General features: G+C 66.2%; 24 protein-coding genes. 13 read left to right on the forward strand and 11 right to left on the reverse strand.

Annotated features, from left to right (window positions below; genetic code table 11):
* Positions 1-264: 264 nt before the first annotated feature.
* The 4 genes from NP4_RS11740 to NP4_RS11755 are packed head-to-tail and all read left to right on the forward strand — an operon-like array spanning position 265 to position 4,669.
* Positions 265-1,668 carry a hypothetical protein gene (locus NP4_RS11740; protein ID WP_067996383.1) on the forward strand — a complete coding sequence of 468 codons (1,404 nt, stop codon included), beginning with the start codon at positions 265-267 and terminating at the stop codon, positions 1,666-1,668.
* Entirely contained in the window at positions 1,665-1,958 is a 294-nt protein-coding gene (gene adfB / locus NP4_RS11745) for an actinodefensin-associated protein B (protein ID WP_067996386.1), read from the forward strand. The genes NP4_RS11740 and adfB overlap by 4 nt, the downstream gene beginning before the upstream one ends.
* Positions 1,955-2,809, forward strand: coding sequence for a hypothetical protein (locus tag NP4_RS11750; RefSeq protein WP_067996389.1), 855 nt, complete (start codon positions 1,955-1,957; stop codon positions 2,807-2,809). Before adfB ends, NP4_RS11750 begins: the two co-directional genes overlap by 4 nt.
* 33 nt (positions 2,810-2,842) lie before the next feature.
* Complete coding sequence (locus NP4_RS11755) at positions 2,843-4,669, forward strand: ABC transporter ATP-binding protein (protein ID WP_169813719.1); 1,827 nt, start codon at positions 2,843-2,845, stop codon at positions 4,667-4,669.
* Positions 4,670-5,190: 521 nt separating this feature from the next.
* On the opposite strand, the gene NP4_RS11760 is transcribed toward NP4_RS11755, so the two are convergent.
* On the reverse strand, positions 5,191-5,613 hold the full coding sequence (locus tag NP4_RS11760; RefSeq protein ID WP_307597089.1) for an IclR family transcriptional regulator domain-containing protein: 423 nt from the start codon (positions 5,611-5,613) through the stop codon (positions 5,191-5,193).
* Between NP4_RS11760 and NP4_RS11765 the strand changes: the two genes are divergently transcribed.
* Entirely contained in the window at positions 5,607-6,911 is a 1,305-nt protein-coding gene (locus NP4_RS11765; RefSeq protein ID WP_255285507.1) for a flavin-containing monooxygenase, read from the forward strand. The two genes, NP4_RS11760 and NP4_RS11765, sit on opposite strands and share 7 nt — an antisense overlap.
* Before the next feature lie 124 nt (positions 6,912-7,035).
* On the forward strand, positions 7,036-7,287 hold the full coding sequence (locus tag NP4_RS42100) for a hypothetical protein (protein WP_067996400.1): 252 nt from the start codon (positions 7,036-7,038) through the stop codon (positions 7,285-7,287).
* 338 nt (positions 7,288-7,625) lie between these two features.
* Here NP4_RS42100 and NP4_RS11775 read toward each other — a convergent pair whose 3' ends face one another.
* Entirely contained in the window at positions 7,626-9,065 is a 1,440-nt protein-coding gene (locus tag NP4_RS11775) for a lipase family protein (protein WP_255285496.1), read from the reverse strand.
* 407 nt (positions 9,066-9,472) lie between these two features.
* Here NP4_RS11775 and NP4_RS40865 point away from each other — a divergent pair, with 407 nt between their 5' ends.
* On the forward strand, positions 9,473-9,691 hold the full coding sequence (locus tag NP4_RS40865; RefSeq protein ID WP_147287986.1) for a hypothetical protein: 219 nt from the start codon (positions 9,473-9,475) through the stop codon (positions 9,689-9,691).
* Here NP4_RS40865 and NP4_RS40870 read toward each other — a convergent pair whose 3' ends face one another.
* From NP4_RS40870 to NP4_RS11790, 3 genes are all read right to left on the reverse strand, one after another.
* Complete coding sequence (locus tag NP4_RS40870; RefSeq protein ID WP_147287985.1) at positions 9,692-10,162, reverse strand: hypothetical protein; 471 nt, start codon at positions 10,160-10,162, stop codon at positions 9,692-9,694.
* 383 nt (positions 10,163-10,545) lie between these two features.
* The gene (locus NP4_RS11785) at positions 10,546-10,749 is read right to left on the reverse strand and encodes a cold-shock protein (protein WP_067996406.1); all 204 of its coding nucleotides are present in this window, start codon (positions 10,747-10,749) and stop codon (positions 10,546-10,548) included.
* Between the two features lie 158 nt (positions 10,750-10,907).
* Positions 10,908-11,264 carry a MerR family transcriptional regulator gene (locus tag NP4_RS11790; protein ID WP_373863828.1) on the reverse strand — a complete coding sequence of 119 codons (357 nt, stop codon included), beginning with the start codon at positions 11,262-11,264 and terminating at the stop codon, positions 10,908-10,910.
* A 475-nt stretch (positions 11,265-11,739) separates the two neighbouring features.
* On the opposite strand from NP4_RS11790, the gene NP4_RS11795 reads away from it, so the two are divergent.
* On the forward strand, positions 11,740-12,054 hold the full coding sequence (locus tag NP4_RS11795) for a hypothetical protein (RefSeq protein ID WP_067996412.1): 315 nt from the start codon (positions 11,740-11,742) through the stop codon (positions 12,052-12,054).
* Positions 12,055-12,120: 66 nt separating this feature from the next.
* Here the strand turns inward: NP4_RS11795 and NP4_RS11800 are convergent, their stop codons facing one another.
* Positions 12,121-12,981, reverse strand: a complete 861-nt coding sequence (locus NP4_RS11800) for an alkaline phosphatase family protein (protein WP_067996840.1) — start codon at positions 12,979-12,981, stop codon at positions 12,121-12,123.
* A gap of 53 nt (positions 12,982-13,034) precedes the next feature.
* Here NP4_RS11800 and NP4_RS11805 point away from each other — a divergent pair, with 53 nt between their 5' ends.
* Complete coding sequence (locus tag NP4_RS11805; protein ID WP_067996415.1) at positions 13,035-13,325, forward strand: hypothetical protein; 291 nt, start codon at positions 13,035-13,037, stop codon at positions 13,323-13,325.
* On the opposite strand, the gene NP4_RS11810 is transcribed toward NP4_RS11805, so the two are convergent.
* Entirely contained in the window at positions 13,318-14,289 is a 972-nt protein-coding gene (locus tag NP4_RS11810) for a hypothetical protein (protein WP_147287984.1), read from the reverse strand. The two genes, NP4_RS11805 and NP4_RS11810, sit on opposite strands and share 8 nt — an antisense overlap.
* Positions 14,290-14,426: 137 nt before the next feature.
* Complete coding sequence (locus tag NP4_RS11815) at positions 14,427-14,858, reverse strand: pyridoxamine 5'-phosphate oxidase family protein (protein WP_067996422.1); 432 nt, start codon at positions 14,856-14,858, stop codon at positions 14,427-14,429.
* A gap of 101 nt (positions 14,859-14,959) precedes the next feature.
* Here NP4_RS11815 and curA point away from each other — a divergent pair, with 101 nt between their 5' ends.
* The 4 genes from curA to NP4_RS11835 all read left to right on the forward strand — a co-directional run bounded on the left by curA (position 14,960) and on the right by NP4_RS11835 (position 18,265).
* Positions 14,960-15,976 carry an NADPH-dependent curcumin/dihydrocurcumin reductase gene (curA, locus tag NP4_RS11820; RefSeq protein WP_067996426.1) on the forward strand — a complete coding sequence of 339 codons (1,017 nt, stop codon included), beginning with the start codon at positions 14,960-14,962 and terminating at the stop codon, positions 15,974-15,976.
* A 74-nt stretch (positions 15,977-16,050) separates the two neighbouring features.
* Positions 16,051-16,866, forward strand: coding sequence for an alpha/beta fold hydrolase (locus NP4_RS11825; protein WP_067996429.1), 816 nt, complete (start codon positions 16,051-16,053; stop codon positions 16,864-16,866).
* A 95-nt stretch (positions 16,867-16,961) separates the two neighbouring features.
* Positions 16,962-17,423, forward strand: coding sequence for a GNAT family N-acetyltransferase (locus NP4_RS11830; RefSeq protein WP_067996431.1), 462 nt, complete (start codon positions 16,962-16,964; stop codon positions 17,421-17,423).
* 20 nt (positions 17,424-17,443) lie between these two features.
* On the forward strand, positions 17,444-18,265 hold the full coding sequence (locus tag NP4_RS11835; RefSeq protein WP_067996434.1) for a hypothetical protein: 822 nt from the start codon (positions 17,444-17,446) through the stop codon (positions 18,263-18,265).
* Here NP4_RS11835 and NP4_RS11840 read toward each other — a convergent pair whose 3' ends face one another.
* From NP4_RS11840 to NP4_RS11850, 3 genes are read right to left on the reverse strand one after another with little or no spacing between them, the layout of a single operon-like run.
* Positions 18,266-19,237: an SCO2521 family protein gene (locus NP4_RS11840; protein WP_067996437.1), complete on the reverse strand. Its 972-nt coding sequence runs from the start codon at positions 19,235-19,237 to the stop codon at positions 18,266-18,268.
* Between the two features lie 2 nt (positions 19,238-19,239).
* Positions 19,240-20,250, reverse strand: a complete 1,011-nt coding sequence (locus NP4_RS11845; RefSeq protein ID WP_067996439.1) for an SCO2522 family protein — start codon at positions 20,248-20,250, stop codon at positions 19,240-19,242.
* Positions 20,250-21,164: an SCO2523 family variant P-loop protein gene (locus NP4_RS11850; protein WP_067996843.1), complete on the reverse strand. Its 915-nt coding sequence runs from the start codon at positions 21,162-21,164 to the stop codon at positions 20,250-20,252. Before NP4_RS11850 ends, NP4_RS11845 begins: the two co-directional genes overlap by 1 nt.
* Positions 21,165-21,173: the final 9 nt, after the last annotated feature.

The following is a 21,173-nucleotide window of genomic DNA, read 5'->3' on the forward strand; positions in this document are numbered from 1 at the left end:
GGCCCGATTTGAGACACTGCCCCGGCGGGTCGAGTCACGCTTGGCCCGCCGGGGCTGCCCGCATTCGGGAACTCGGGTGACGAAGGTCGCCCGAACCATCATTCGCGATATCGCGATGCGCGTTTCACGAAAAGGGCCTTTCTGCACGTTCATTGAATATATTTCATCCTATTTCTATTTCAGCCCTTTCCGGCGGATTCGAGATAATGGTTTCGAGTCGTCGTATGGGCCCGTCGGATATTTGGGGCGGTAGAGCGGAGCGGAATGAAGCAGGGGCGATCTGTCATCGACGTTGTCCGAGCCGACGGTCCGATATCGGTCCAGGTCGGGCCCGCGGAGTGGTTTGTACGCCGAGGTGAGCACACCAGCCTGTCACCGGCGGGCGGTGTCGTGTACTGGCGGCGCGGCGCAGAGACGACGCTGGAATTTACCGAGACGCTGGAGCAGTTCTGTTTCGCTCCGCGGCTGGACGAGGTTGACGTGGCGTGGCTGCTCGCTGCCGCGTTGGGTGCGCAACGTCCGCTGGGGCGCACCCATCTGCGAGGTGTCGGGCGGGTGCCCGCCCCGGGGACGGGCTGGTTCTCTGCCGACGGGGTGATCCTGCGCGCTGACATCGCAAGCCTCAACGCTCTGATACGGCCGGTCGAGGCATCCTCGGCCGTGGACCGGTTGCGGGAGCTGATCCGAGATCTGCCCGAATGGGATGGCCCGCACCCGGCGATGCTGGCCGATGGCGGCCCGGGTTCGCGATTCATCCTCGCGCAGCGGCCGCAGATCGGGCGGATCACCGTCGACGACCACACCGGCGAAGTCACCGTGGACGGACAAAGGGCTTGGTCTGTCGAGACGCTCATGGCGGACCTGCCGCCGGTGTGGCCGATGCTGTGGGACCGGCATCTCCCCGCAGCCCTGGCAGTGGTGGCGGCCGCCCGCGCGGGCGTGGCCACCGTAGTGACCGGCCACGACCTGCGCCGACTGCTCTCCGCGCACCCGGACGAACTGGCCGCCTTGAAGCCCGGGCGGTGGACCGGTGAGCTGCCCCTGGCGTTCGAAACCCGGCGCCCGCCTTACCGGCGTGCTCGTCACAAGGCCCGCACTGCTCCGAGCGAACAGCAGCATCCAGGTATGTGGACCTGGCTGACCAGCGAGGGCGCCGAGCGGGTGCACGCGGTGGACACGGCCGGCCAAGCCACCTGGCTGAGGTGGACCGGCGACGCGGCCCCGTGGATCGGCGAACTGCTCACAGCGTGGGCGGATCCGGGCCTTGCGTGGTTGCGCGAGACCGCGCGGAGGGTGGATGTGCGGCTGGTCATCCCGGCCTGGTTGCCGGAGATTCTCGCAGCTCTGCAAGCCGTGCCGATGTCGGCACGCGCTCGTGTACAGCACGGGCTGATCAGCAACGGCCCACTGCTGAACCCTCCCGACGACCCACCTCACCCCGCCACAGACGGCCGACGTCGAACCCGCGCGGCGGCGGCCGCGTGGGCGTCCGGCGACACCGGAGCCCGGTCTCTCGATCGACTTGCCAAGGGCACCTTGGTCGATACCCGGATGCTCGACGGCGAGCAGATCCGCCGCGTCACCGAGGACCCGTTCACTCGCACCCAGCACGCGCTCGCGCTGCGGCGGTTGTGCGCTCTCGACTTCTGGCTGGAGGGGCTGCAATGAGCGAGACGCAGCTGTGGCTGATGGCCGAGCACAGTCACCTGGCGACTCTGCCTTTCGGTGGGCATGTGCTGGTAGACCTGTCCGACCTCACCTGCCACGAGCTCAGCGACGAGGCAGTCACCCTGCTCACCTCCGGTCGGCTTCCCGTGACCGCGGGCGAGGAAGACCTGGAGTTCGTAGCCCATTGCTGGGCCGCAGGCTGGATTCGCCCTGCCACAGACACCCATGGGGGCGCGGATTTCCCCTCGGGATCGACCCCGTCATCGAGCGTGGAAGGACAGCAACTGTGAACCTCGCCGTTTCGTTACTGCTGGTGGCGTTGGCCGCGGTCCTGCTGGGCGCTGCCGCGGCGAAGACGTTCGCCGCGTGGCGGGGGCGTTTGACCTGGCCCGACCCCACACTGGCCGGAGTGCCGATCCCGTCGGGCGTGGTCATCGTCGTGGAAGCGGTCGCTGCGGGCAGCGTGGTTGCCGTGCCCGCGCCGAGATCGGCTGCCGCTGTGCTGGCCGTGGCGTACGCGGTGCTGTCGTTCGCGGCGATCCGGCTGCGCGGGCGTACCTGCGCGTGTTTCGGGGTGAGTTCGTCGGTGGTGGGACCGGGTCATATCGCCGGAACCGCCGCCGCATGCCTCGCCGCATGCGTGATCGCCGTGGCTGCTCCCGGCTGGGGTCTGCCGGTGGGTGTGCGGGCCGCCACCCTGGTGGTGATCGCCGCAGCCGCGGTGATCGGCCCGGTCATCCGAAATTCACGGCGGACAGCGCGAGCGCGGGCCGCGGAGGCTGCGGCGGTCGATCCCGCGCGACTGGTCTCCGCAACCGGGATAGTCGTGCTGACCCAAGCGGAATGCCCCCGCTGCGCTGCGCTGCACGTGCTACTCGACGGGATGATCGACGATCGGTTGATCCAATTCATCGATCACGATGCCGACGCCGACCTGCCGGAGCACATCGTGTCGGGTCGGCACTCCTGGGCCGACTACGTGGCCGCTCACCGGGAGCTGGCTCGAGACGCGTTCCCGTGTGCGGTGGCCGTCGATCCCGCAGGTCGGCCCGTGGGCCGACCCCGGTGGGGGATTCTCCATATCACCCGATTGGTGGAGACATATTTGCAGGCCCGCACCCTGCAGCCCGTCTCACGATGAATCGGGAGCTGACGCGCCATGGTTGATGATCAGGTGCGGCTGGTCAAGGCGCTGTACTCCGGGCCGGAACACCGGTTGCCGCTCGTCGAAACCGTTGGGGTCGTTGGATTTGCTTGGGGATTGGCACTCCAGGCAGACCGGGCGCGATTCGTGCTGGTCATCGTGCTGCAGCTCGTCCAGTCACTCGGCCTCGGCGCCGGACTACTGGCACTGCGCAGCGTTCTCGGCGGCGTGGTGTCCACGAACGGAGCGCTGCACCTGTCGACGGTAGCCAGCGGATTGATCACCATCGCGTTGATCAGCCTGGGTTCCACCACCATCGGACTGATGTCCTCGACCTTGCGCCAAGTACTCGATCTGAAAACCAGCGCGCTGGCCAGCGACCGGGTAGCCCAGGCCGTGACAGCAGCCGACCTGCGGATGTTCGACGACAGCGCCTTCCACGACAGGGTAGATCAGGCGGTATGGGCGGCCCGGGACTACGCAGCCCACCTGACAACCCTGACGATCATGGTCGCGACCACGGTGCTGCGGCTGCTGGGCGTGATCGCCGCGGTCGCACTCATGGCGTGGTGGCTGCTGCCGATGCTGCTGATCGCCGCGGCTCCGGCAATCCAGGTGGCGGTGCAACGCCAACGAGGAGACTTCTCCATGCGGCTCGAACTCATGGAGAACCGGCGGATGCTGGAATATCTACTGCGCCTGCTCACCGACCGGGACACCGCCAAGGAGGTCCGCGCCTTCGACCTGGCCGACCCGCTGCGGCAACGGATGGCCGCGCGCTATGCCATCGCCATCGACACCGAGCGACGCTTCACGCGCACCTTCCTCTGGCGCGAGATCCGCGCCCGCCTCTTCGGCGCCCTCGTCCTGGTCGGCCTCGTCGCGGCCGTCCTCGCGCTCGCCGACACCGGCCACCTCAACTCAGCGACCGCCATCACGACGCTCGGCGGCGCTTATCTGCTCTACGGGCAACTGAACGCGCTCACCGGCGCGTCCGGCGCCGTGGGCAGCCCCGTTCTGTTCGTCGGCGCCCTGCGAAGCTTCATCCGAATCCCATCCGCACCCGGCCGCTCCGTCCCCACCGAGAGCTCGTTCACCACCCTCACAGCCGACCACATCACCTTCACCTACCCGGCCGCCGATACGCCTGTACTCCACGACGTCTGCATCGAGCTCCCCGCCGGACAAGTAATCGCCCTGGTGGGAGAGAACGGATCGGGCAAAACCACCCTCGCCAAAATCCTCACCGGGCTGTACCAACCCAGCGCCGGAACTCTGCTATGGGACGGCGAGCCGATCGACGACACGGCCCGGCTGCGTGCCGTGTCGACCGTGCTGTTCCAGGATTTCGTCCGCTACAAGCTCACCGGAGCCGAGAACATAGGCCTCGGACGCCCGGACCGCCTGGACAACCAACAAGCCATCCGAGAAGCCGCCACCACCGCCGGCGCACACGAGTTCCTGGCAGCACTGCCCAAGTCCTACCAAACCATCCTGTCCACCGAATTCAGCGACGGCGTCGACCTGTCCACCGGCCAATGGCAACGCGTCGCACTCGCCCGCGCCTACCTTCGCGACGCCCCGCTCGTCGTGCTCGACGAGCCCACCGCCGCGCTCGACCCCAAAGCCGAAGCCGACCTTTTCACCCATATCCGCGGCCTCTACGCCGGACGCACCGTGCTCCTGATCACCCACCGCTTCGCCACAGTCCGCCACGCCGATCAGATCCACGTCCTCGACCACGGTCGGATCACCGAGCACGGAACACATTCCGAACTCCTGGCCCACGAAGGCGCCTACGCCGACCTCTTCCGCACCCAAGCCGCCGCCTACCTCGACCCTGCCGTGAACCAGTAATAGCGGCTCGTGTTCGCAGGTCATCGGGGTGCTGGAAGCGTCGGAGTGAAAACCGATTGTCACCGGCTATCCTCGCCGGCGGAGGGAATCGCCGCCGGAGGGCGCGGGGGGTGTTCCTGCCGACAGCCCGGGCACACCGGTGTGATCCGAGGGGCGCCTTGTGCGGGAGGGTGACGTGTTTCCTTCCCATTCCCCGCCGCGACCGGGCCGGTCACCGGCGGGGGTGCCAGTTGCGGCAGGCCGCCCTGCGTGTCCGGGGCCAGCCGCGGGCCGATGTGTCGGCACACGGGCACCGGTGCGGAATTGTCGCCGGGCTGTAGGACATTTGCCTGCATGATGGTGAATCCCGCGGTGCCGGTGGCACAGGTGCTGGTCGGCCAGGCGCTCGGTCCCCGGTCGTGGACACACCGTGCTCAGGACGAATGATCGGCCCACCGATGGCATCCGCGAATCTCGCGGCGGGCCACCGAGATCCGAATTATCCGAAGATCTTGGTCAGCCAGCCGCATGTGGTGGCCCGGCTACCGGATGAAGGCCCCGGCTTCCCGTGCCGCCTCCAGCAACAGAGGGGCCAGTTCCTCGACGCGCTGGGCGGGAAGCCGGTCATTGATCGCCGAGAGGGTGATGGCCATATAGGGTGTCGCGGTTTTCGAGGGGATGGGTGCGGCCATTCCCGAGACCCCCTGCATCACGGTGTCCTTGTCGAAACAGTAGCCGCGGTCCTGCACCTGGGCGATCTCTCGGCGCACCGCGGCGAGGGTGTCGTGGAAGTCTCTACCTGCCGCCGTGTCGGCGGTGCTGCACGGTTGCTCGTTCGCCAGCAGCTGGGCTTCGACCGCATCCGGTTCGTGCCAGGACAGTAGCGCGATGCCCGCGAAGGTCATTCCCAAGGGCACGGTTTGGCCCGCTTCGGCGATCCCTGCCCGGCCCGGAGATCCTGGAATACCTGCGCGACACCGCCCGCGACGAGGGACTCCTGCCGCATATCCGGCTGGGCGCCAACGTCGAGGACGCGCGCTGGGACAACACCGCTCAGCGGTGGATGATCACCACCGCCAAGGGGGTCTTCACCGGGCGCTACTTGATCACCGGCACAGGACATCTCGCCGACGAGAGCCTGCCGCAGATCCCGGGGCTGGAGGGTTTCACCGGCGAGGCGTTCCACTCGGCCCGCTGGAATCACGAGGTCGCATTGGAAGGCAAGCGGATCGGCGTCGTCGGATCCGGGGCCACCGCGATACAGGTAGTACCCCAGCTGGCCGAGATCGCCTCCGAGCTGGTGGTCTTCCAGCGCAGCGCGCCCTACATCACCCCACGCGCAGACCGGGATTACACGGAAATCGAGAAAAACCTGTTCCGCCGCGACCCCGATGCCATCCCCGCGCGCCGCTCGGAAATCTTCTGGTCCCTCGAGTCCACTTACGCCGCGCGGCGCGCCATTCCGGATTTTCTCGATCACGCCAAGGCCGCGGCGCGTGAGCATCTCGAGAGGCAGATCGAGGACCCGCAGCTGCGCGCCAAGCTGACCCCCGACTACGAGATGGGCTGTAAGCGCGTCCTGCTCTCCAACACCTACTACCCGGCGCTGACGCGCGACAACGTCGTCCTGGAGGCCTCGGCCCTCGACCACATCGACGGCGACACGGCGATCTCCGCGGACGGCGCCGCCTACTCCCTCGATGTGCTGATCTTCTGCACCGGCTTCGAAGCCGCCACACCGCTTTACGCGAAAATCGTTCACGACGGTGACGGTGTGTCCCTGTCGGACCGCTGGGCCCGCGGCATGGAGGCATTCGCGTCGACCACGGTCACCGGCTTCCCCAATCTGTTCATTATCAACGGACCCAACACCGGACTCGGACACAACTCGATCGTCTACATCATCGAGGCGCAGGTCGACTACATTCTGGGCGCTCTCGACTGGAGCCGAGCCAACGGCGACCGCGTCCTGAACGTGTCCGCCGAAGCACAGAAACGCTACGTGGACGAACTTCAGGAGCGCAGCAAAGGCACAGTCTGGCTCGGGAACGGCTGCAAAAGCTGGTACCGCGATCCGCGCAGCGGCCGACTGACCCTGATCTGGCCCGACTTCGCATACGAATTCCGTTACCGCAACGGCACATTCGACCCCGCTCCCTACACCGCGGTCGAAAATATTGTGGCGGTACGGGCGGATCAGCGTTCCCCGCAATGCGGTGCTGCGAAGAACAAAGGTGAGCGCCGTCGATTATCACGGATCTGACATGAATGCCGGCAACGCCCAACCAAGTCCTCTCACCCGGGCCCGCCACCCAATGCGATCAGTTCCGGATCAGCGGCGACGCGACGCAGATTCGATACCCGTAATGCCGCCAGCGCGACCGAGAGTGGGCATCGCCGGGGTCGGTCTTGCGGCCGTTGCCGGTGGCGAAGACCCGGACCTGCGCGGACAGTTTCGCTGGCACGTCGATGACGGTTTCTCCGTCGTGGACCAGGCGCTGCGCCAGGTGGCGGCCGACGCCGTTGCATCCTTCGACCGCCCATACCTCGTCGGTGAATCGACGTGCGGTGGTGAGCGTTTCGTCGTATCCGGGCTTGTCCGCGGTAAATCGGCGCCAGTCAGGGTCGTTGCGGACTGATCGATGGCTTCGATGGTGGCCGTGCGTTTGGGTGGATCCATGCCGATGATGACGGTCACGGCACCCGGCGGGAGGCAAGCCATGAGAGAGCCGCACCAATAATGCGGGTGGGCAGCCGATTTGGGAGCTTCTCACGGGGCACCTGGACCCGATCCTGGCCGGGATCAAGTCCTACCGCCAGTATTGAGTACCCGAATACAGGCCGGTCTCGTGGGCTCATCTCGGCGACGATGTCGTCGAGGGCGCAAAGCGTGGGACGAGTTTGCCGTGGCCGTAGATGAGCCGATCGGCAGTATCGGGGAGTGTCGGTCTACCGATCGTGATTGTGGCCGGGGAGATCATCGTGGCGCGTGGGGGTGTGGCTGGACCTCTTGTCCGGTCATGAGTTGTCCTGTGGTGGGGAATGTTTCGTTGAGCATGCCGGCGAGTTCTCCGTCGGAGGTGGTGGTAGCGGGGCTGTCGATCCGGCAGCCTTTCTGCAGTGGTTTGTCTTCTAGCCGGTCGACGACGAAGTCGTAGCTTTTCGCCATCCATGAGGTGAAGCCCACGAGATGTTCTGCGAGCAGTTCGCGGGTGTAGGTGATGGACTGGTCGGGGTCCTGGCAGTACCAGTTCACCAGCCGGTCGGTGCCGGCGATCGGGATGATCTCGTCGTTTTGTGCGTGATACACGTAGAGCGGCACGGTCGGCCGATTCTTGCCGAGTCTGACGTCTTCGAACGCGGCGGTCACGGCGGGTTCGTTCAGGAATCCGCCGGGTTGCGTTCCGGTGTAGCCACCCAGAAAGTTCCAGAACGGGAAGTCGATGGCCCCGTACGGGGTGTGACACAGTGCGACTTTGGTTGTCGTCACGAATCGCGTGAACCAGTCTGTCTTGGTGGCCAGGACGGTCGCGAGGTCCGGATATTCGGTGCCCAATCCGAAGACAGCCGGACCGACCAGCCCGGCGAAGACGTTGAAATTGTCGGCACGCGCGAGGGCGGGGAGGTCGGCCATGACCACGCCACCGATGCCTATACCCGCGATATCGAGTTCGGGAGCATAGGCGGGGGCATGCTCGGCGATCCAGCCGGTCGGCACGCTGCCTCCGGAATAGCCGAGCAGTCCGACCCGGGTGTCCTTACCCGGCAGTTGCAGCGGCCGGAAGTTCTCCGCGGCGCGGATGCCGTCGAGAGTGGCCTGGCCCTCGAGGATCGCTGCGCCGAACGCCGAGTTCGGTCCCTCGTAGTCCGGGATCGAGACCACATACCCGTTCGACAATGCCTCGGCAACACCGATATTGCTTTCGATCTGGTTCAGGAAATCCGAGAAATACGGGATGCTGCCCTGCTGCAGTCCGTAGGACGGCGCACAGTAAGCCGAGTTCGAGTCCTCCTGTATCTGATAGGACAGCAACTTCCGCCCTTCTGGTGGGGTTGCGCCGTGTCCTGTGATCACCGTGGTGACGGTCGCTATCGCGCGACCTCGGCTGTCGTTGGTCCGATACAGCAGCTGCCAGGCGTCGACCCTCTCGGGGATGAGATTGAAATAGGAGGAGGTGATCTGCCGCGCCTTCAGAATGCCACCGGGTGGTGTAGTGGCGATATCGCTGGCGGGTGCCTTGTAGAACGGATCGAGTTCCGGTGGCAGCACGGCCACGGGCAGGGGCTCGATCGGGACATCGCTCACCGGCTGCGCGGCCGCTGGCCCGCAGCCCGGGAACACATGTACCGATGCCACGAGCAGCCAGGCGCCGAAACCCGCGACGCCACGCCACGAAACCGTATGTGTCTTCTGCACGACCGCTCCTGACAAAGAAATCCCCGCTGACACCACTTGTGCGCCCCGTGCGCGAATCATTCGCCGAAATCGACCGACAACACTGTAGCCAGTAGGATATTCCAGGCAAAGGCTGACACGAAGGAAGTTTGCGTCCGAGCCACGGTGACCATCCTGGTGGGTGGCACTCTGCCGGGTCACCCAAGCCATTCCCAACCGTCCGGCTCACTGTCCTGAAATCGGCGAGAATCGTTCTACATCTAACGGTTGTACTACCCCCAACTCCACTGACTTCAATCGACACGAGCGCATTCTCATGCCGCATGGAGCGCGGTTCGACGCGACCATGCGGCACTTCCGGAAGATCAACGGGCCGAGATCATCTCGGCCAGCCGAACGCACCATATTGCCTAGTTGCGTGCTTCGGGGTGCCCGTCGGCGGCGGCCCTGAGGCGGTGAATTCAGAACGCGTCCGGGAACTGGGTGATGATGCCCTGGCTGAGGGTGTCAGCGACATGCATCATATGGGCCATGTTCTCATCGAACGCTGCGGCCGCGCGGCTGTTGTCTCCGGCAAGAAGGGCGTTTCCGAAATCGGCGGTCTGATCGATGTGAAGCATCATCCCCTTACGCATGTCCTGCTGTGATCAGTGGGGGTTGATCGCAGCCCAGAGGTCGGCGATATCGCAGGCGTTGGCCTTCCAGTCCGCGATCACCTTGTCGGCTGCCGATTTGTCTCCGATCCTGGTGTCGATCAGAAACGGGGCGCCCAGCAGGATGTGGGGAGTCAGCAGATCGGCGAGTTTCGCGGCGACCTCCGGGCCGTAGTACGGTGCGAACGCGTGGGCGATGTCGATCCTGTTGCGCATCAGTCGGTCCAGAGGAGTGGTCGCATTCGTTGACGGTCGATCCGAGGAACCAGTCATGCGGTCGCCGATGCCGTCGGTGGTGGCAGGGCTAGATCTGGTGGGGCGGGCGGGCAATGATCGAAACTCGACCTTGGACCAGCCCCAATCCGGGTCTGTGACTTCCTGGCGTCGATACGTTGCCACAGCTCGGCGAGCCTGGTCCTGATCGGGATCTCGATCAGCGGGATCGACGCCACGGTGCGCGGGCATGTTCACAGGATGGAGCGGGTGGTTTCGCGGAGGAGAGATTTCATGGCGCCATCAGCTGATATACCCCGTAGCGGTATACGCCGCATCCCGTCTCTTTCCCGTCGCGCATGTGGACTCGTTAGGCTCGGGCGGGAATTGACAGGACATGTCGAGGCGCTGTTCGCGCAGGTAGATCGGCGAAAACCGCCTCCTCTCAGGTGTCCGAAACCACGTCCGAGATCATGACGGAGATCATCGGGCGTTCGCTGAAACTGTCCTGATCAGAGGCGGACCCGTGGCCTTTCGGATTGCCGACATATGGCCACCGCACCCGCGGTGACGAGACTTGTGAGTGGAAAGCACGAAACCCGCGCCATGGGCGCGGGTTTCGGTGTTTTCAGCTCTCAGATCGCGCGGACGCTCTGGGCCTGCGGGCCCTTCTGGCCCTGGCCGATCTCGAATTCGACGCGCTGGCCCTCATCGAGGGACTTGTAGCCGGAGCTGGAAATCTCGGAGTAGTGGACGAACACGTCAGGGCCGCCACCGTCTTGCGCGATGAATCCGAAGCCCTTTTCGCCGTTGAACCACTTCACGGTACCTTGCGACATATTTTTGTTTGTTACTTCCTGTAGCGAGCCGGGCGATCACTGCAACAACCCGTGCTCACCTGACAGCATGCCACGTTTCGGGCCGCTGCACCGAAGAGGTGCCGCAGCACACACCGGGCCGCGCGGTCGCGTGCTACCCGGATCGGTGGGGTTTCGTGTCAGTCTCGTTGCCGGAGTTCGGCATTGGTCTCGAGGGCTTCGGACAGTCTGTCCTCGAGGGTGATGATGCGGCAAGCCGCTTCCAGAGGTGTGCCCTGGTCGACCAGTTCGCGGGCGCGGGCGGCCAGACGGAGCTGGCGACGGGAGTAGCGGCGGTGCCCGCCGGTCGAGCGTTGCGGGGTGATCAGCTTCGCCTCGTCGAGGCTGCGCAGGAACGCCTGGGTGGTGCCCAGCATGTCCGCGGCCCGTCCCATGGTGTATGCGGGGTAATCGTCGTCATCGAACTTCTCGTTCGTGTTGGCAGGGTCGGGAATGTTCAACCTCCGAACGCCGAGCGCCCCGGTGCCGTACGGCACCGGGGCGTCAAAGGGGAATTACTACCATCGTCCGACATGTAACCAAAACGTCGGCGATCACCCCGCATGTACTCGGGTGATCCGACAGGCAACTCCTCCTTTCTCATGGGTTACTTCATCTTTCCGTGCAACTTCATCGTGCGTACTCGACGGCCCGGGGACCCAGCGAACGGTTCATCGCGCGGGCCGTCGTCCTGCCAACCACGGGTAGTTCATAACCTTCCGTGCCCTCTGGACACTTCTTTCTCTCTCAACAAGAGAGAAACTACCCCATCATGCGCCGAATGTCTACAGTTGCCACTACAGATTTTCGTCGGCGTGGCGTCGGCGGTCCACGCCGAACTGCCCGCTGCGGCCACGGTTTCCGTTTGATAACGTTTGCCCGGCATGTAGATCGGGGCTCTGGTTGCTTTGGACCCGTTCTACAGCGACCGCAGCGCGAGTTGATGGTGTCGGTGTTCTGCCGGTCCTGGTGATGACCAGCCAGCAGATCGAGGAGGTCGGTGACGCCAACCCGTCGTTGAACGCGTTCCGGCAGCACGGCACCGGCTGGAAACGCCAACTGACCATGCGCGATTCGGCGCACTACGACTTCACCGATTTCCCCTCGCTGGTACCCACCATCGCCCGACCGGCGGCCGGGCGGTACGTCGGTCCCATCGCCGCGGATCGTGCCACGACTCTGGTTCGCGAGTACGTCGCGGCCATGTTCGACAAATTCCTGCGCAACCGCACCGACACACCGATCGATCGACAACCGACCGACCCGGAGATCGTCAGTACTCGATGACGGGTCGCAACCGGCCTTCCACGGCCGAGGCCTGCCGTCTCTGGGAGATCGCTGGGGACGAAGCGCTCAGCGATTCCACACATCGGTGATCGGGGTGGCCCCGGCGGCGTGCGCCAGCGGCGGGAGACCGTAGGCATCCTCGAACGTACGCAATACCGAGTAGTGGTCGATTCGCTCGCTGTACTGACCGGGCTTCACTCCGGCTCCGGACAGGATCGTCGGTATGCGGTTGCCCGCAGTGCCCTCGTCCTCGTCGAAGGTGACGACCAGCAGGCTGTTGTGGGTCTTCGCCCATTGGGCATAGGCGGACAGGTGATTGCGCAACCAGGTGTCACCGGTGGAGACCGAGCAGTCGTGCATGTCGTTGCACATATTCGGCGATACGAACGAGATCGTCGGCAGGCGGGTGAAATCCGAGGGGAACGCCGAGAAGGGCTGATTCGACGCGGCGGGCACGGTGTCGAAGTCGACCCAGCCGTTGTGCTTGCGTCGGTACTGTCCGCCGCTACCGCTGCAACCGGTGAAGCCCGCACTGGGCATGCTCTCCGAGTATCCGGTGAATGTCATTGCGGCGGAGGCGAGTTGGTGGCCCAGATTGTCCACGCCAGTGAAGTTTCGCGGGCAGTTGTCGTCGGTGACGCCCTGTGTGTCGCCGGAGAACAAGGCGATGTAGTTCGGCTGGCTGGGGTGGGTGACAGCATGCGAATCGGTGAAAAGCGCACCGCCGGAGGCGAGTTCGTTGAAGTAAGGAGCGCTGCGGCTGCCGATGACGGCGCTGTAGCCCCTGTTCTCGAACATCACCTCGACAATGTGATCGAATCTCGGCACCCCGGCGGGCGCGGCCGATGCCGCCACCCCGGGCGCGCAAGGGAGCAGTGCCCCGACCGCGACCGACAACGCCGCGGCAAACCTCGGAATTCTGATCATGACGCTCACTCCTCGTGGCCGGATGACCACAGCGTCCCGCTCGACCGGGAACGGTGGGTGAACGAACAGGCAACGCCGCCCCGACCGGCGCGTCCACCCTTATTGACGCCTCCGGCGCGTTCCTCGGCCGAGCCGACCGCGCGGGGTGGCTGCTGTTCGACGGGAGCGCCGGCGCGATTGTCGGCGTCGCGCTCGCGATCTGGGTGCGGACCTACCGGAACGCGGTCGTGGTCACCGGGACGACCACGACCGCGTATCCTCGCGAGCTGTTCGACGACTCCGCGCTCGAGCACATCCGGGCGAATTCGCCTGGGCTGCTGGGCAAACGCGATTCGGTCAGCTGACGGTGAAGGCGAATGTGGGCGCGGGGGTCCCATCGCCCTTCTGGGTGTCGTAGGTCAGGACGTAGTTGCCCGTCCCGGGCGCGGCGACCAGGAAGACCGCGTTGTTCTTCGGACTATCGATCGTCTGATTCTTCTCGAGCAGTTCGTTGATCGGACTGCGGCTGTCGGCGACCAGGCTCTGACCGTCGGGAGACTTCACCGAGAAGTAGTCGTCGAAGATGTTCGTCCCGCCGTCGGCGATGCCCGCGCCGCCGACGATCCTCACATGCAGGGCGAGTTCGTATTTGCCGCGCTCGTTCTTGGCGTAGCTGGGAGTCAGTGTGCCGCCGGTTATTTCGATCGTCGTCTGATCCGAGACCAGTTTCCCGGCGACAGTCAGTGCGCGCGGCCGCACACTGTCGACCTTGCCCGCCGCGGCCAGCGGGATCTTGGCCTGATTGTCGGTGGCCTGACCGTAGACGACGATGGCCGAGTCCAGGACCTGCTCGGGGTTCTGATCCGCGCGCAACGCGGTGGTGATCTTGCCGGTGGCCGAACCCTTTCCGGGCACGGTCGGATTGTCGAAACTGGCGCCGGTATCGACCTGGCCGCCCAGTTGCAGATAGGCGTTGGCGCTCAGCGCCTTGTTCTCGGCGGCGGTGTTCCTGTAGGTGATGTCGACCACCAGGGTCGCGCCGCCGTACTGACCCGGGGTCACGGTCGCTTTGTCCACGGTGATCTCGAAGCCCTCGAACCAGCCGGTCTTGCCGATGGTCCGGGTCACCGGTGCTCCCGCGGGCTGCGCGGCTCCGGTCACCCCGCCCAGCACGCCGCTCGGCGCGGCGGCGGTGGGAGTCGCCACCGGCTTGCCGACGACGTCGTCATTGCAGCCCGTCAGGATTACCGTGGCCGTCCCGATCAGCGCCGACGCGCCCACCGAGATGACGGCCCGACGAATTCCTCGCTGCCCCAAGGTCTTTCGCACTGTTCCTCCTCGAAGATCCCGGGCCGAGGCGGCGCGGGTCGCGAAGAGGAATAGGGGTGCGGCATCGCACCCGTTAACGGAGAGGTCCGGCCAGCGGACCGGAACGGCGTGTCCCGGCCCGCCGCGCGGAGTGGTTCTCAGACTTCGTCGGCGTAGTCGGCCGACAGCCAGCGGTCCGGCCGGATGGTGAACAACACGCTGGCGGTGCCGTCCATCCCGTCGGCGAAGGCGCGTCCTGCCTCCGGACCGAGATAGCGGCTGGCGATGGCAACGCGGGTGTCGTAGGGCGCCGGGGTGGCGGCGTCGACCACGGTGCCCTCGACGATCACGTACTGATAGGGCGGTTCCTCACGCTGGACCACCAGCGTGACCACCCCCGCCTGCTGGATGAGCCGGGCCTTGCGACGGGCCGCGCCGGTATTGACGAGGATGTCGCCGCCGGGGGTGTAGTCGTACCAGATCGGTACGCTGGCCGGGGGTCGTCCGTCGTCGGCGGCGACGGAGAGGACGGCCACATGCTTGTCGGCCAGGAACTTCTGACGCTCGGATTCGGTGAAAGTTCGGGGCATGATCGAAGAACGTGATCGAGACGCGGCATATTCCGCGATGATCGGGCGTTGATTCCATTTCGAAGCGGTGGGGGGCGTCGAGACGAAGGGCAGGAAACCCGATGGTGAAGTCCGCACAGATCGTGCTCGCCTCCCGGCCGAGCGGCATGCCGACCGAGGAGAACTTCCGGACCGAAACGGTCGAATTGTCGAAACCCGATGCGGGACAGGTACTTCTGCAAACCCTGTATCTGTCGCTGGACCCCTATATGCGTGGCCGGATGAGCGATGCGCCCTCCTACGCCCCGCCGGTGCAGATCGGCCAGGTCATGGTCGGGGCGACCGTCTCGCGCGTTCTGGAATCCGGCGATCCGGCCTTCGCACCGGGCGATATCGTCCTGGGCTACGGCGGCTGGCGGACCCATTCGGTGGAGCCGGTGAAGCAGTTGCGCAAACTCGATCCAGAGGCCGCCCCGGTGACCACCGCGCTCGGCGTGCTCGGCATGCCCGGATTCACCGCCTATTCCGGCCTGCTCACCATCGGCCGCCCGCGGCAGGGTGAGACGGTCGTGGTCGCCGCGGCCACCGGTCCGGTCGGCTCGACCGTCGGGCAGATCGCGAAGATCAAGGGCGCGCGCACGGTCGGTATCGCCGGTGGACCGGAAAAGGTCGCGCTGCTGACCGAACAGTTCGGCTTCGATGTGGGGCTCGATCATCGCGCCCCCGATTTCGCCGACCGACTCGCCGCCGCGACCCCCGACGGCATCGACGTCTACTTCGAGAATGTGGGCGGCGCGGTCTTCGACGCCGTACTCCCGCGCCTCAACCCGTTCGCCCGCATTCCGGTCTGCGGCCTGATCGCCGGGTACAACGCCACCGAGTTGCCGCCGGGCCCGGATCGGCTGGGGCAGTTCATGGGTGCGGTATTGCGTAAGAGCCTGACCGTGCGCGGTTTCATCCAGACCGAATTCGTCGACCAGTTCGACGACTTCCAATCCGATGTGAGCGGCTGGATCCGCGAGGGCCGCCTGCACTATCTCGAGGATGTCGTCGACGGACTCGACCACACCGTCGAGGCGTTTCGCGGACTGCTGGTCGGCAAGAATCGCGGCAAGCTCGTGATCAAGGTCGCCGATTGACCGATTGCCCATGGCGCGGATGCGTTCGCCCGGTCATTCTGAAGATCGGAACCGGGTGACAAGGGAGTTGGCCGATGATCGGATGGAATCGCATCGAGCGCGGTAGCGGGGAACCGCTGGTGCTGTTGCACGGCGCGGGCGGTTCCGCGCGCAACTGGCTGCCGGTGCTCGAGCCGCTGGCCGAGCGGCGGCGCGTACTCGCCCTGGACTTCCCGGGTTTCGGGCGCACGCCGTTTCCCGCGGATCTCGAATTCACCATGGACTGGGTGATGCGGGAGCTGGCTACGGAGTTGGCTCGGCTCGGCCTGGCCGGGCCGGTGGACATGGCGGGCAATTCGATGGGCGGCTGGTTCGCGCTCGAGGCCGCCAAACGCGGTATGGCCCGGTCGGTCGTGGCGCTCGCCCCCGCGGGGTTGTGGCGCGGTGCGGGGATGCCCGCGCTGCTGTACGCGCAATTCCAATCGGCGCTGACCTTCGGGTTGTGCACGCGCGGAATCGGCGGTCTCGCACTGCATCTCGCGCCCGTGCGGATGGCCGGGCTGGCGCTGGTGACCCGTCACCCCGAGCGGATTCCCAAGCGCGCGGGCATCGCCATGATCCGCGATCTGGACCGCTCGCATCGGGCGCTGCGCTTGGCCGTGCACCATGCCCGCGCGCTGCGCTTCGAGGGCGGGCACGGGATCGAGGTTCCGGTCACCGTCGCCTTCGGCTCGCACGATCTGATGCTGCTGTCGGGGGTGAGTCGGCATCGCGATCAGCTCCCGGCCCACACCCGGTGGGTCACGCTGCCCGGCTGCGGCCACGTGCCGATGTCGGATGCGCCGGAATTGGTCGCGCGCACCATCCTCGACGGAATCGAATCGGCGGAGATCCACGAGATCGGCGCATAGCGATCGGGCGTAACTTTTCCCGGCGCCGCACCGATTCAATATTCGGAAGACTAGGCTGGGCAACAAACGGCTTATGCCCTGGCGCTAGGGAGCACATGGACAGCACGCAGGTTCCGCGGCCGGAATACCGGCAGGCTCGTTTCAGCGATCTCGAAGCCATCGCGGCCATCGAGGATGAGGTCTTCGACGAGCCGTACAGGTACCTCATGCTGCGACAACTGTACGATTTGCACGGATCCGACTGGCTCGTGGCGGAGCTCGACGGAAATGTCATCGGCTACGCCCTGACCCTGGAGAAGGCGCGCCGGGCGCTGCTGTTCACCTTTGCCGTAGCGAAGCGATTCCAATCCCGTGGCTACGGTCGAGCATTGCTCGAGCACACCCTCGAGCGCAGTCGGGCAATCGGGGCCGAGGTGGAATATCTGACCGTGCGACCGGACAATCTGCCCGCCTCCAATCTGTTCAAACAGGCCGGATTCGTCTTCGTGGCCCACGACGAGCGCTATTTCGGCGCCGGTGAGCCGCGCGACCTGTACGAATACCATCTGCACGGCTGACGATTCGATCCCACACCATCATGGCCGAGCTCTCCCCGTTCGTGGCATCGGTCTCCACGCGTATCGCCCGTCGCGCGGCGGGTTACGCCGCGGAGATCGATCGCGTCGAGGGCCCCGAACGGGAACTGCTCGACATATTCGGCACCCATGTGGAAGCCGTTCTGGCCGAATACAATCCGCCTGGCGTGCGCCGCACCGTCGAGGGTCTGGTGTTCGAGCACCTGTACGCGGCCGCCCGCCGTCCCGCGCGCGACGAGGAGGGCTGGCGTGTGCCCAGCGCCCTGCTGGCCGCGCTGCTGGCGGCCGAGGTGGAATTCCGGGGACCGTTGCGGCTCAGCGCGATTCAGACCACGGTGCTGGCCGAGGTGTACGAGCGGCTCGGCGCGCAGCTGACCGCGATCGGATTGCACGCCCACGCCGCGCTGACCTTTCGGCGCGCGACCGCGCTGTACCGGATCAACGAGGATGTCGACGCGGAGGACCGGGCGGGGCTGGAGCTGGCCCGCGCCCGCACCCGGGCCACGCCGCGCGGCTGGCGGCGCTCGGCCGGACATGTGTCATACATCCTGTGCGGCTACGGTTATCGGCCGTTCTGGCTGCTCGGCTGGGTGGCCGCGCAACTGGTGGTGTTCACGGTGATCGGTTTGCTGGTGTCGGGCAACGCCTCGGCCACCGAGACGATCTACATGTGCGCGACCAGCTTCCTGAATCCGCTGGGCCCCGGGGACACCCAGGATCTGCACGCCGCGGCCCGGCCGCTGTACGCGATCGAATCGTGGGTGGGCACGGTATCGATGTCGGTGTTCTTCGCGCTGCTGGTGCGCAAATGGTTCCGGATGTGATCACCATTCGGTGTCGAAGGCCTTGTGCCGCAACGCGTCCAGCATCGCCACCGAGACATTGTCGCGCAACCGATCGGTGAGGGTGCTCCACTGCCGGGAGAATCCGGGCTCGGTCTGCAACTCCTTCCACAGCGCCCGCAGCTCCGCCGGGGTGTGCGCCCCGGGCATCCACAGGCCGGTGATGTGCTGCAGCAACGGCGCGAGAATATCGAGGCGCTCGCGGCTGGAGGCGCCGAAGCGATCGGCCTCCTCGAAGGCGGCGGCCGTGGTGGTCAGCAGCCAGTCGTGTACCGCGATGTCCTCGCAGAACCGTTGCACGGCGGCAAGATCCGTCTCTTGGCGCACGGTCACCCGCAGCGAGCGGGTGCTGTCGTCGTCCACGTGCAGCTTCACCGTCTGGCCCTCTCGCCGCCCGATGCGCGCGGTCCAGCGCAGCCGCGTCGTGGCGGCCTGCATCGGCGGCGCCTGATCCAGCCGCGCGTCGGCGCGGATATGGGCCAGCAGGCGTTCACTGATCGAGGCCATATCGAGGGTGCCAGGATGCGTGCCGTCGGCGAGATAGCTTTCGGCCAAGATGATTTCGGCCGTCTCTCGCTCGGGGATGCGACTGATCACCTCGGTCACGCCCTTCTGGCTGATGTAGTGCGACCAGGGCTGACGGCGGCGTTCGGCCGCCCGCACTACCCGGGCGTGCGCCGAGGACTGCAGGACGCGCCCGCCCACCAGCGTCACCTGGGTCGCCACCGTGCCCACGATTCGCGTCCGCTGCTCGCCCATCGGTAGGTCGCAATCCACGCCGACCGCGATCGTCGGCGAAATCGCCAGTGTCCCAGGTCTTTCCCGCCACCGCACCGCGCGGCCCGGGATGAGCGTCAGCAGTTCGCGCGCCTCGGCCCGCCCCAGCGCCCCGGCGGTCGGCAGCAGGCAGGTTCGCACCTCGCCGAGCACGACCAGGGGCGTGGTGGACACCATGGTTAAGACCCGTCTAGTAACAGGTGCGACAGCCGTTCGGAAACCTTGCGGGGCACCAGGGTCGGCGTCTCGTCCGCGGCGCCCAGGGCGCTGATCTGCGCGACCACATCGTCGTCCAGATCCAGGTGGTCGAGGATCACCCGTACCGAATGTTCGATGGCGATATAGCGTTTGGGCAGCATCGACAGTGTGTGGTAGGCCGCGAACGGCGCGGCGTCGGGATTGAGCTGCACCACCGGCGGCACATCGTGCCAGCGCCGCGGCCAGGGATCTCCGGGCTGCCAGAGATACGGATCCACCACGGCCGCACCGTGATAGCGCAGCATCCCCAGTCGCAGCAGATGCCATACCGCCGCCAGGAACGGACACGACCACCGCGTCACCGGACCCCGATCGGTGACCTGATTGCTCCACAGCTGCACATCGAGGAAGATCGAATGCTCGCGGCGGCCGAACTCCTCGGGCGGCCGGAAGCTCCTGCCGCGCATGGCCTGTGCCGGTTCACCGTCGGAGGAGCGGCGTCCGTTGCACAGCCAGCCCGATTCGACCGTCGGCGGACGGCTGCCGGTATCCGGCGGCGCGGGCTCGGCCACGATGCGTGCGGCGACCATCTCCGCCACCGGCACCGGCTCGCCCAGGGGCACTCCGTCCACGAAGGCCGAACTGCTCGAGCAGCCGGATTCCCGTGCCAGATAGTCGATTCCGAGTCCGGCCTGTTCGGCGGCGGCCAGCAGCCGGTGCAGCGCCTCGGCGGCGTCGGTCTCGGGCTGGAAGTAGTCGTCGAGTAGATAGCAGGTGCTGACCCGGGCTCGCGGCCCGAACCGGATGCGCGCCGATTCCACGAACGCGCTCACCAGCGGAACCATGCGGCGGAACTCCGCGCGCAGATGATCGGCGTCCCCGAGGATGTCGTTGAGATAGAAGTGTCCGACCTCGATGGACAGATGCGACATCGGCACCGGCTCGATCCACGGGTGCTCGGTGGCCTCGGTGTAGGTCTGCGTGTCGGGCATCAGAGCCTTTCCCAGGTGGCGTTGTCGACCAGGCGCCGGGCCAGCTCCGAATAGGCCAGCGCGGTCTCCTCATTGGCGATCTTGGCGTTGACATCGGTGTCGAGCACGATCTGCTCGCGCCACTGCAGCACGGGCTCGATCGGGGTGGCGCCCAGAACGGCCGTGGCGCCGAGATGATTGGCCGAAGCCAGCCGTTTCAGCGCGGCATCCTGTTCCTGCAGCCAGGCGGCCTGTGCGGGCCGCTCGGCGGTGCGACTGGATTCGGCCGCGGGCAGGGCCGTGCGCACATAGCGGATCGAGCCGAGCAACTCGTCGGGATCGTGTCCGCATTCGCTGCCCGTTTCCAGTAGTCCGTGCGGTCCGTGCACGAGTCCGGAGGCGGCCAGGATGTGCTGGCGGGTCCAGCGGTGGAAGATCAGCCAGCGGGCGGTGCGGCGGCGCAATTGGGGCATCGCCGTGGACTGCAGCGCGATCTCGAGCGCCACCGATCGGCCCGCGCTCAGATCGACGACCACGACCTTGAATTCCTGTTCCAGCGCGACCAGCAGTTCGGCGCAGCGCCGCACCACGGTGTTGTCCAGGGTCAGGAATTCCGCGCCGCCCTCGTCGCCGGGCAGCAGTACCAGCCGGCCCGCGCGCGGGCCGATCCGCCGCAGCTGGGATCGATCGGTCGCGGAGCCGACGTCGACCCGCGCCGCGGTTCCGCTCTGGCCCAGCAGATACGAATGCACCCCGCCGCCCGCGACGCCGCGCTCGACCGAGCTGATCTCGAAAAGCGCGCCCGCGGTGGGTGATCCGAAGTCGAAGTCGACATAGGCCACATTGCGGCCGGACAGACACAGTCGGTAGGCGATATTGCAGCTGGTCACCGAGCGACCGGTGCCGCCCTTGTCGGAAGTGGAGAAGACCAGCACTACACCCAC

This window comes from Nocardia pseudobrasiliensis NBRC 108224, from assembly GCF_001613105.1.
Classification (GTDB): domain Bacteria; phylum Actinomycetota; class Actinomycetes; order Mycobacteriales; family Mycobacteriaceae; genus Nocardia; species Nocardia pseudobrasiliensis.